We start from the raw sequence: 9,468 nt of genomic DNA, 5'->3' as shown, positions 1-9,468 counted from the left end.
TTTCCAGCCCCGCCGGCGTTTGAGGCGCGGGGTCCGGGGCAGAGCCCCGATCTTTCCAGCCCCGCCGGCGTTTGAGGCGCGGGGTCCGGGGCGGAGCCCCGTGGCCTCGGGACGGGAGGCCGCTCCGGGCGGAGCCCCGTGGCGTGAGAACGGTCGGCCGGGGCAGTCGGCCGGGACGGATCCGCGAGGGGCGCGCCCAACTTCCCACCGCCCGCGCCAGCTTGACGCATCACGACCCCGTCACGATCACCCGCTTTACAGCCCTGGCACCCTTGCCGCCCCTCCCTGGCCGGGCGTAGACCAGTGCCCACGGGACAGCGCTCAGTACGCACGTCCAGCGTTCAGGACGAGAACGGGGCAGTGATGGGCAGCACTCGCAGCACTCTTCGCACACCCACCCGCATACGCACCCGCATACGCACCCGCATACGCACCCGCACAGGGACACACACGCTCCGCACCACCCTCGTAGGCATCGCCATCGGTTCCCTCGCGCTCACGCTCACCGCCTGTGGAGGCGACGACGGCGACGGCAAGTCCGGCGGAGACGGCAGCAAGTCACCCGCGTCCTCGCTCAAGCTGCCGAAGCTGAACGGCAAGTCGCTGGAGATCGCCGCCGTGTGGACCGGCGACGAGCAGAAGAACTTCAAGAAGGTGCTCGCGGAGTTCGAGAAGCGGACGGGCGCCAAGGTCACGTTCGTCCCCGCCCAGGACCCGATCATCAACTTCCTCGGCTCGAAGGTGGCCGGCGGCGCCCCGCCGGACATCGCGATGCTGCCGCAGCCCGGCGCCATCAAGCAGGCCGTCGACAAGAAGTGGGCCAAGCCGCTGGGCGCGGACGCCCAGGCGCAGTTGAGCAAGAACTACGCCCAGGGCTGGCAGGACCTCGGCAAGGTCGGCGGCAAGAGCTACGGCGCGTACTACAAGGCGGCCAACAAGTCCCTGGTCTGGTACAACACCAAGGTCTTCGAGAACGCGGCCGCCAAGGAGCCGAAGACCTGGAAGGAACTCCTCGCCACCTCGCAGGCGATCTACGACTCCGGTGTCACGCCGTTCTCCGTCGGCGGGGCCGACGGCTGGCCGCTGACCGACTGGTTCGAGAACATCTATCTGTCGCAGGCGGGTCCCGAGAAGTACGACCAGCTCGCCAAGCACGACATCAAGTGGACCGACCCGTCCGTGAAGGACGCGCTCACCACGCTCGCCGAGCTGTGGGGCAAGAAGGACTTCCTCGCGGGCGGCAACAAGGGCGCCGTGCAGACCGAGTTCACGAAGTCGGTCGAGCAGACCTTCACCGGCGGCGAGCAGCCCAAGGGCGCCATGGTCTACGAGGGCGACTTCGCACAGGTCAACATCCAGCAGACGAAGGCGAAGGTCGGCACGGACGCGAAGGTGTTCCCGTTCCCCGCGGTCGGCTCCGGTGACAAGCCGGTGGTCAGCGGCGGCGACGCGGCCGTCATCCTCAAGGACTCCGAGGCGGCGCAGGCGCTCGTGACGTGGCTGGCGTCCCCCGACGCCGCGACCATCCAGGCCAAGCTGGGCGGCTACCTCTCGCCCAACAAGAACGTGGACCTCGCCTCGTACCCGAACGATGTGCAGCGCGAGATCGCGAAGGCGCTCGTGGGCGCGGGCGACGACTTCCGCTTCGACATGTCGGACCAGATGCCGCAGGCGTTCGGCGGGACGCCCGGCAAGGGCGAGTGGAAGGCGCTCCAGGACTTCCTGATGAACCCCAAGGACATCGCAGGCACCCAGAAGACGCTGGAGGCCGAAGCGGCCAAGGCGTTCAAGGACTGACGCGGCGATGACATCCGCCACGGGCGGCGGCACCCCGGATCCCGGGGCGGCCGCCGCGACGTCACCACGTACCCGTACCCGTACCCGTAAGAGCGTCACCGGCACCCGCAAGTCGGTGGCTGGGCTCTTCCTGCTGCCCGCGCTGATCCTGCTCGGCGCCCTGGTCGTCTACCCGATCGGGTACTCGGTCGTCCGCAGCTTCTTCAACGCGTCGGGCGGCTCGTTCATCGGGTTCGACAACTACGAGACGCTGTTCACGCGCGAGGACACCAAGGCCGCGATCAACAACAACATCTGGTGGGTGGTGCTCGCCCCGACGGTCGCCACGGCGCTCGGCCTGATCTTCGCCGTGCTCACCGAGCGGATCCGCTGGGCCACCGCGTTCAAGCTGGTGGTCTTCATGCCGATGGCCATCTCGATGCTGGCCGCGGGCATCATCTTCCGGCTCGTCTACGACCAGGACCCGGAGAAGGGCGCGGTGAACGCGGTCATGACGGGGGTGCACGACACGTTCGCCGACGCCTCCGCGTTCCCGAAGGCGCATCCGCGGGGCAGCCAGACGCTGACCGGGAAACCGGGCGGCCCGTACCTCACGAAGGAACCGGTCGGTGCCGGAATTCCCGTGCTGCTGCCGCTCGTTGGCGTCGCCGCCGACCAGATGCCCAAGGACGCCAAGCCCGCGAAGGAGTCCGCCACCGGGAAGCCCGGGGTGACCGGCACCGTCTGGCAGGACTTCACGCTCGGCAAGGGCGCGGGCGGCCTCAACAAGATCGATGCGAGCGAGGTCGGCTACCCCGGCATGCGGGTCGAAGCCGTCAGGAACGGCAAGGTGGTGGCGTCCACGACGGCCGCCGCCGACGGCACGTTCACGCTGCCCGCGAAGGCGGACGGCTCCCAACTCCGGCTCCCCGCAGCCAACTTCAAGGAGCCGTACAACGGCGCCGACTGGCTCGGCGACAAGAAGTTCTTCACGATCCACCTCGGCGGATTCGATCTGTACCTCAACATCGTGACGACCTCGATCATGGTCGCGTACGTGTGGATGTGGGCCGGGTTCGCGATGGTGCTCATCGGGGCGGGGCTCGCCGGCATCCCGCGCGAACTCCTGGAGGCGGCCCGCGTGGACGGCGCCTCCGAGTGGCAGGTGTTCCGCCGGGTCACGGTGCCGCTGCTCGCGCCCGTGCTCGCGGTCGTCCTCGTCACGCTGATGATCAACGTACTGAAGATCTTCGACCTGATCTTCATCATCGCGCCGGGATCCTCGCAGGACGACGCCAACGTGCTGGCCCTGCAGCTGTACCGCTCGGCGTTCAGCGAGGACAACGAGGGGCTGGCCAGCGCGATCGCGGTGCTGCTCCTGCTGCTCGTGATCCCGGTGATGTGGTTCAACCTGCGCAGGCTGAGGGCGGAGACACGGCGATGACGACACTCGACGATTCCGTCAAGGCCCCGCGCTCGCTCGCACGCCGGATCGGCGACCTGCTCAGCGGCGGGTTCGTCCAGTTCGTGCTGCTGGTGGTCGGCGCGCTGTGGCTGGTGCCCACGATCGGCCTGCTGTTCTCCTCGCTGCGCTCCCCGGAGGACATGGCGGACAGCGGCTGGTGGACGGTATTCAGCAAGCCGGCGCAGCTGACGTTCGAGAGCTACAGCAGTCTCCTGGAGAACTCGGACATCACGCGTTCCCTGGTCAACACGGCCTTGATCACGGTGCCCGCGACCCTGCTCGTGATCGTGATCGGCTCGCTGGCCGGCTACGCATTCGCGTGGATGGAGTTCCCGGGCCGCGACTGGTGGTTCCTGATCGTGGTCGGGCTGCTCGTGGTGCCCGTGCAGGTCGCGCTCGTGCCGATCGCCCGGCTCTTCGGCGACATCGGCATCTTCGGCTCGATCCTCGGCGTGATCCTCTTCCATGTCGGGTTCGGACTGCCGTTCGCGGTGTTCCTGCTGCGGAACTTCTTCGCGGAGATCCCGCGCGAACTACTGGAGGCGGCCCGCCTGGACGGTGCGGGCGAGGTGCGCGTGTTCGTACGGGTGGTGATGCCGCTCGGCGCCCCCGCGATCGCCTCGCTCGGCATCTTCCAGTTCCTGTGGGTGTGGAACGACATGCTGGTCGCGCTGATCTTCACGGACACCGACAGCCAGCCGATCACGGTCGCGCTGCAGACCCAGGTGCGGCAGTTCGGCAACAACGTCGATGTGCTCGGACCCGGCGCGTTCATCTCGATGGTGATCCCGCTGGCCGTGTTCTTCGCGTTCCAACGCCAGTTCGTGTCCGGCGTGATGGCGGGCGCCGTCAAATAACGCATCCGGGATTTATCGAGCGAGAGGGTCTCCCGTTCTCCTTCCGGCCACCGCCCGGACATCCCGTGCACCTAACCAGAGCTGATGGCCTCCCGGGGCCGGCCGGCGAGCGCGTCGTCCGCCGGCCCCGCACCCACGTCATCCGTACTGGAGCTGACATGCAGCACGAGTCCCACACCGCGCCCGCCGAACTGCCGCGCCCGGCCGCGCTCGACGACGTCAAAGGCTGGTTCCACAACATCGACCAGGTGCTCTTCGACTGGTTCCTGAGCCGGCAGCGCGCACTCGGCCAGGGCGGGGATCTCCTCGAACTCGGCGTCTACCTGGGCAAGAGCGCCATCTTCATGGGGCAGTACCTGGAGGAGAAGGAGACCTTCACCGTCTGCGACCTGTTCGACTCACCCGCCGACGACAAGGCGAACGACAAGGAGATGAACAAGTCCTACAGCACCCTCACGCGTACCGCCTTCGAGGCCAACTACCAGGCGTTCCATGACGAGTTGCCCGAGGTGGTGCAGGGGCCCTCGCACGTGATCACGTCCTTGGTCGCCCCCGGCAGCTGCCGGTTCGTGCATGTCGACGCCTCGCATCTGTACGAGCACGTGCACGGCGACATCGAGGCGTCCCGCGAACTCCTCGGCGAGAACGGCATCGTCGTGCTCGACGACTTCCGCGCCGAGCACTGTCCGGGCGTCGCGGCCGCGACGTGGGGCGCCGTCGCCACGACAGGACTCAAGCCGCTGTGCATCACGGCGACCAAGTTCTACGGGACGTGGGGCGCGTTCGAGCCGGTGCGCACCGAGCTGGGCGCGATGCTCGCGGGGCGCGACGACTTCTGGCACGGCGCGGAGGAGGTCGCCGGGCACTCGATGATCCGCATCGACGGCCGGAAGGCGAAGCGCCCGGCCCAGCCGGTGTCGCGCCACGAGCCGACCGCGTCGCCCGTGCCCACGCAGTCCCCGCGCTCGAAGGGCCTGCTGCGCTCGCTGCTGGGCCGCTGACGCCCGAGCCCCGCCTTTCGTGAACCCGGGGGTCCTCACCCGCACGGCCCACGAAAGGCGGAGCGGTCGGCTCCGGCGGGGCACGCATTCCCCATGCCGTACATGACGACGACCTCCGCACTCGTCCGGGGAACGGCGCGCGGCGCGACGGCGCTGCGCGGCGGCCGGTTCTGGCGCCCGACCCCGTTCTTCGTCTTCGGCGGCCTGTGCTGGCTGCTGCTGACGCTCGCGTACTGGTGGGTGCCGATGGCCTACGACTACGGGCTGCACGCGGCGGTGATCGAACGCCTGAAGGTCAGCCTGCTCCACCCGCGCCACCCACTGGTCGACCTGCCGGGCGCGGGCAGCTGGTACGTCTCCTCCCCATACGCGATGGTGGAGGGCGCCTTCGCGCGGGCGACGGGTCTGACGGGCTGGGAGGTCATGAAGCTCGCGGGCCCCGCCAATCTGCTGGTCCTGCTGACGGGCCTGCACCGCTTCGTCCGGGCGCTCACCACTCGCCAATGGGCCCCGGTCATCGCCCTGTTGACGCTCACACTTCTCTGGGGCGCGAGCACGGACTGGAGCACCGAACCGCTCGCACTGCGCTCGCTGACGATCGACCTCGGCTACCCGTCGACGTTCGCGATCGGTCTCGCGTTCTGGGTGTGGGCGGGCGCGTGGCGGCTGCGGCGGGAGGGGGCGCGCTGGGCCGTGGCGGGGGTCGCGGCGGTGGGCCTGGTGTGGCTCTGGCCGGACTCGGACCCCGCGTCGCCGCACGTCCCGTGGCTCGCGCTGATCGGCCTCCCGGCGTTGTGGCTGCGCCTGCGCCGCGACCGTAGGGACCCGCTCGTCCTCCTGTGCGCGGCGGGCATCGCGGCCCTCGCGTACGCCGCGCTGATCCACCCCTCCGCGTACGGCGCGGCCATGGTGCTCACGGTGGTGCCGCTCCAGCTGGCTCTGGCGATCGCGCTCGCGGCGCCCCGCCCGTGGCCGCGGCGTCGCAGGGCGCTCGGCGCGCTGGCGGCGACGGGCGCGGCGGTCGGCCTCCTGGCCACGGTCCTCGACCCGCCGCCGAGCTGGCCCGCGTACACCTGGGCGGCGCAGCACATTCCCCCCGGCGACGTGGTCCTGACCAGCGGCTACCGCCCCACCCGCTCACTGCCCGGCCACGGCCCGACGCTGGTAGCGCCCGCCCGCCCCGACCCGGTCGTCGACAGGGTCGACCGGGACCGGCGCCGGGCGGCGGTGCGCGCCTACCTCTCCCCCACGTCCACCCGCGCCGAACGGCAGGCCGTCGCCGACCGCTACCGCGTCCGCTGGCTGCTGCTCGACCGGGCCGAACGACTGCCGCCGGAGGCGGTACTGGTGGCGTGGAGCCGGCAGTCGGGGGAGGTACTGGCACGGATCAACGGCGTTTCATCCAGAGGCAATTGATGCCGAGGGAACTACTCGACGACGAGCTGCACGTCGATGTTGCCGCGCGTCGCGTTCGAGTACGGACACACCTGGTGCGCCTGCTCGACCAGCTTGCGGCCGGTCTCGGCGTCGACCGACTCGGGCAGCTCGACGCGGAGCACGACGGCGAGCCCGAAGCCCTCGCCCTGCTTGCCGATGGAGACCTCGGCGGTAACGGCGGCGTCGGCGACGTCCACCTTGGCGCTCCGGCCGACGAGCCCGAGCGCGCTGCCGAAGCAGGCGGCGTAACCGGCGGCGAAGAGCTGCTCCGGGTTGGAGCCCTCGCCGTTCCCGCCCATCGCGGTGGGCGGGGCGAGCTGGAGATCGATCACGCCGTCCGAGGAGACGGCGCGCCCGTCGCGGCCGTGGGTGGCGGTGGCGACGGCGGTGTAGATGGCGTCCATGGGGGACCTGCCTCTCGGTCGGTGAATCTCTCTTCGTACTCCCCAAATATAGCACACAATTAAATTGCACGCAACTGAATCGCGCAACCGGTACCCTGGACCCATGTCCAGCATGCCCAGCACTCCCGGCACTCCCAGCTCCGACGAATTCCTCCGGCTCGACCGCCAGATCTGCTTCTCGCTCAACGCGGCGTCGCGCGCCTTCGGCGGCATCTACCGGGTGCTGCTGAAGGACCTGGGCCTCACCTACCCCCAGTACCTGGTCATGCTGGTGCTCTGGGAGGCCGCCCCCGAGGAGGGCCCGCTCCCGGTCAAGCGCCTCGGCGAACGCCTCCGCCTGGACTCCGGCACGCTCTCCCCGCTCCTCAAGCGCCTGGAGGCGAACGGCCTCGTACGCCGCGAGCGCAGCGCCACGGACGAGCGCTCGGTGACCATCGCCCTCACGGATTCCGGCGCGGCCCTGAAGACCCGCGCGTCCGAGGTCCCCCGCAAGATCGCCGCGGCGACGGGCTTCGACCTGCACGAAATAGCGGACCTGCGCTCCCGCCTCGACCGCCTGACCCACGCCCTGGACTCCGCCGAGCTCTGACATCCACGTCGGCTTCACGTCGACCCGGAAGAGTTTCGCGCCGGGATCGAAGCTGCCAGGATCGACGCGATGGACACAGTCGCCGAGGTACACCTCGCCCACCTGCGCCGGCTGCGCGCCGCCAAGGACGTGATGGACCGGGACTGGGCCGACGCGTCCCTGAACCTGGACGCGGTGGCGGCCCACGCCGGCTACTCGCGCTCGCACTTCGTCCGGGCTTTCAAGACGGCCTACGGACGGACACCCGGCCAGTACCTCTCGCGGCGCCGCATCGAACGCGCGGCGGAGATGCTGCGCACCTGCGACCTCGGCATCACCGAGATCTGCCACCTGGTCGGCTTCACCGGCCTCGGCACGTTCACGACACGCTTCAAGCAGCACACGGGCCAGACCCCGGGCGAGTACCGCCGCGAGCAGCTCCGCGGCGGCGCCGCGCTCATCCCGGGCTGCTACGCCCTGCTGTGGGCGGGCGGTCTCCAGCCGCGTCGACAGAGCAGATCTCGACAGAGCAATTCTGAAGAAGCCTGCTGAGCGTCCCGCTGCCTACCGTGGACCGGCCAGAACAAACACACCGCGGGAGGCACCATGATCAAAGGCGTCGGCATCACGACCATCTGGACGCTCGACCAGGAACGTACGAAGACGTTCTTCACCGAGAAGCTCGGCATGGAGCTGCGCACCGACATGTCCATGGGCGACTCCCGCTGGATCACGGTCGGCGCCAAGGACCAGCCCGAGTTCGAGCTGGCCCTGATGCGCCCCGACGGCCACGGCGTCGACCCCGAGTCCGCGCGGGCCCTCACCGAGCTGGTCGCCAAGGGCGTCCTCGGCGGCGGCGCGCTGCGCACGGACGACTGCCGAGGCGACTACGAGAACTTCAAGGCGCGCGGCGTCGAGTTCCTCCAGGAACCGAAGGAGCGTCCGTACGGCATCGAAGCCGTCTTCCGCGACGACAACGGCAACTGGTACTCGCTGACCGAGCGCAACGAGGAGCTCGACCTCTCCAAGGACTGGGCATGACCGCCCCCGGCAGCGGCCCCGACAACACGGCGGAGCGCTGCGCCCTGTGGCGCGCGATGCACGTCCAGGTCGACGACGCGCCGCACGTCCTGGAGGACGAGGTGGGCCTGCGCCTGCTCGCCCCCGGCCCCGACTGGCGCGAGCGCCCCGACATGGAGCCTGCGTCGACCCGCGGCTTCCGGGCCGCGATGGTCTCGCGGGCCCGCTTCGTCGAGGACCTCGTGGAGCGGGAGTCGGAGCGCGGCGTCGACCAGTACGTCATCCTCGGCGCGGGCCTGGACACGCTGGCCCAGCGCCGCCCGGAACTCGCCGCGCGCCTCGACATCTACGAGGTCGACCAGCCGGGCCCGCAGTCCTGGAAGCGCGCCCGCCTCGAAGCGCTCGGCCACGGCGTCCCGCCCCGCCTGCACCTCGTCCCCGTCGACTTCGAGGCGCGGGAGTCGTGGTGGGACGGGCTCACGGCGGCCGGTTTCGACCCGCGCCGCCCGGCGGTCGTCGTCTCGACGGGCGTCGTCATGTACCTCACCCGAGAGGCCACGGCCGCCACCCTGGAGCAGAGCGCCAAGCTGGCCCCGGGCTCGACCCTGGCGCTCTCCTTCATCCTCCCGGCCGACCTCGTCGACGCGGCGGACCGCTCGGGCATGGAGACCAGCAAGAAGGGCGCGAGCGCCTCCGGCACGCCCTTCCTCAGCTTCTACGCCCCCGAGGACATGCTCACCCTGGCCCGAGAGGCCGGATTCAGGACGGCCGAGCACATCCCGGGCACGGACCTCGCAACCCGCTACTTCGCGTCCCGCGAGGACGCCCTGCGCCCGTCGAGCGGCGAGGACTTCCTCCTGGCCACCACCTGATCCGCGCGCGGGAAGGAACGGGGCTGGGACTGTGACGTGGAACTACGACGCGGTCGTAGTGGAACGGC

At 70.1% G+C, this 9,468-nt stretch carries 10 protein-coding genes; 9 read left to right on the top strand and 1 reads right to left on the bottom strand.

What is annotated here, in order from left to right:
- The first annotated feature begins 363 nt into the window (after positions 1-363).
- The 5 genes from ACWD2L_RS40525 to ACWD2L_RS40505 all read left to right on the top strand — a co-directional run bounded on the left by ACWD2L_RS40525 (position 364) and on the right by ACWD2L_RS40505 (position 6,515).
- Complete coding sequence (locus tag ACWD2L_RS40525) at positions 364-1,797, top strand: ABC transporter substrate-binding protein (protein WP_351345265.1); 1,434 nt, start codon at positions 364-366, stop codon at positions 1,795-1,797.
- A 7-nt stretch (positions 1,798-1,804) separates the two neighbouring features.
- Complete coding sequence (locus ACWD2L_RS40520; RefSeq protein ID WP_351345268.1) at positions 1,805-3,220, top strand: carbohydrate ABC transporter permease; 1,416 nt, start codon at positions 1,805-1,807, stop codon at positions 3,218-3,220.
- A complete protein-coding gene (locus tag ACWD2L_RS40515; protein ID WP_351345271.1) occupies positions 3,217-4,098 on the top strand; it encodes a carbohydrate ABC transporter permease in 882 nt (293 codons plus the stop codon). Before ACWD2L_RS40520 ends, ACWD2L_RS40515 begins: the two co-directional genes overlap by 4 nt.
- Before the next feature lie 158 nt (positions 4,099-4,256).
- Entirely contained in the window at positions 4,257-5,099 is an 843-nt protein-coding gene (locus tag ACWD2L_RS40510; protein WP_351345274.1) for a class I SAM-dependent methyltransferase, read from the top strand.
- Positions 5,100-5,201: 102 nt separating this feature from the next.
- Complete coding sequence (locus tag ACWD2L_RS40505; protein ID WP_351345277.1) at positions 5,202-6,515, top strand: hypothetical protein; 1,314 nt, start codon at positions 5,202-5,204, stop codon at positions 6,513-6,515.
- Positions 6,516-6,526: 11 nt separating this feature from the next.
- Here the strand turns inward: ACWD2L_RS40505 and ACWD2L_RS40500 are convergent, their stop codons facing one another.
- The gene (locus ACWD2L_RS40500) at positions 6,527-6,940 is read right to left on the bottom strand and encodes an organic hydroperoxide resistance protein (protein ID WP_351345280.1); all 414 of its coding nucleotides are present in this window, start codon (positions 6,938-6,940) and stop codon (positions 6,527-6,529) included.
- A gap of 112 nt (positions 6,941-7,052) precedes the next feature.
- On the opposite strand from ACWD2L_RS40500, the gene ACWD2L_RS40495 reads away from it, so the two are divergent.
- The 4 genes from ACWD2L_RS40495 to ACWD2L_RS40480 all read left to right on the top strand — a co-directional run bounded on the left by ACWD2L_RS40495 (position 7,053) and on the right by ACWD2L_RS40480 (position 9,400).
- Entirely contained in the window at positions 7,053-7,529 is a 477-nt protein-coding gene (locus ACWD2L_RS40495; protein ID WP_351345292.1) for a MarR family winged helix-turn-helix transcriptional regulator, read from the top strand.
- A gap of 69 nt (positions 7,530-7,598) precedes the next feature.
- Positions 7,599-8,060, top strand: a complete 462-nt coding sequence (locus ACWD2L_RS40490; RefSeq protein WP_351345283.1) for a helix-turn-helix transcriptional regulator — start codon at positions 7,599-7,601, stop codon at positions 8,058-8,060.
- 54 nt (positions 8,061-8,114) lie between these two features.
- Complete coding sequence (locus ACWD2L_RS40485; protein WP_351345286.1) at positions 8,115-8,549, top strand: VOC family protein; 435 nt, start codon at positions 8,115-8,117, stop codon at positions 8,547-8,549.
- Entirely contained in the window at positions 8,546-9,400 is an 855-nt protein-coding gene (locus ACWD2L_RS40480) for a class I SAM-dependent methyltransferase (protein WP_351345289.1), read from the top strand. Before ACWD2L_RS40485 ends, ACWD2L_RS40480 begins: the two co-directional genes overlap by 4 nt.
- Positions 9,401-9,468 lie beyond the last annotated feature (68 nt).

The sequence above is a fragment of the Streptomyces sp. NPDC002754 genome (assembly GCF_053592315.1).
Note: the sequence above shows the minus strand (reverse complement) of the source record. Positions and strands in the feature narration are given on the sequence as shown.

Excerpts from the sequence above, each read along its gene's own strand:
- ACWD2L_RS40495 (WP_351345292.1), top strand. The coding sequence starts at position 7,053 with ATGCCCAGCACTCCCGGCACTCCCAGCTCCGACGAATTCCTCCGGCTC.
- ACWD2L_RS40515 (WP_351345271.1), top strand. The coding sequence starts at position 3,217 with ATGACGACACTCGACGATTCCGTCAAGGCCCCGCGCTCGCTCGCACGC.
- ACWD2L_RS40505 (WP_351345277.1), top strand. The coding sequence starts at position 5,202 with ATGACGACGACCTCCGCACTCGTCCGGGGAACGGCGCGCGGCGCGACG.
- ACWD2L_RS40525 (WP_351345265.1), top strand. The coding sequence starts at position 364 with ATGGGCAGCACTCGCAGCACTCTTCGCACACCCACCCGCATACGCACC.
- ACWD2L_RS40485 (WP_351345286.1), top strand. The coding sequence starts at position 8,115 with ATGATCAAAGGCGTCGGCATCACGACCATCTGGACGCTCGACCAGGAA.
- ACWD2L_RS40490 (WP_351345283.1), top strand. The coding sequence starts at position 7,599 with ATGGACACAGTCGCCGAGGTACACCTCGCCCACCTGCGCCGGCTGCGC.
- ACWD2L_RS40510 (WP_351345274.1), top strand. The coding sequence starts at position 4,257 with ATGCAGCACGAGTCCCACACCGCGCCCGCCGAACTGCCGCGCCCGGCC.
- ACWD2L_RS40520 (WP_351345268.1), top strand. The coding sequence starts at position 1,805 with ATGACATCCGCCACGGGCGGCGGCACCCCGGATCCCGGGGCGGCCGCC.
- ACWD2L_RS40500 (WP_351345280.1), bottom strand. The coding sequence starts at position 6,940 with ATGGACGCCATCTACACCGCCGTCGCCACCGCCACCCACGGCCGCGAC.
- ACWD2L_RS40480 (WP_351345289.1), top strand. The coding sequence starts at position 8,546 with ATGACCGCCCCCGGCAGCGGCCCCGACAACACGGCGGAGCGCTGCGCC.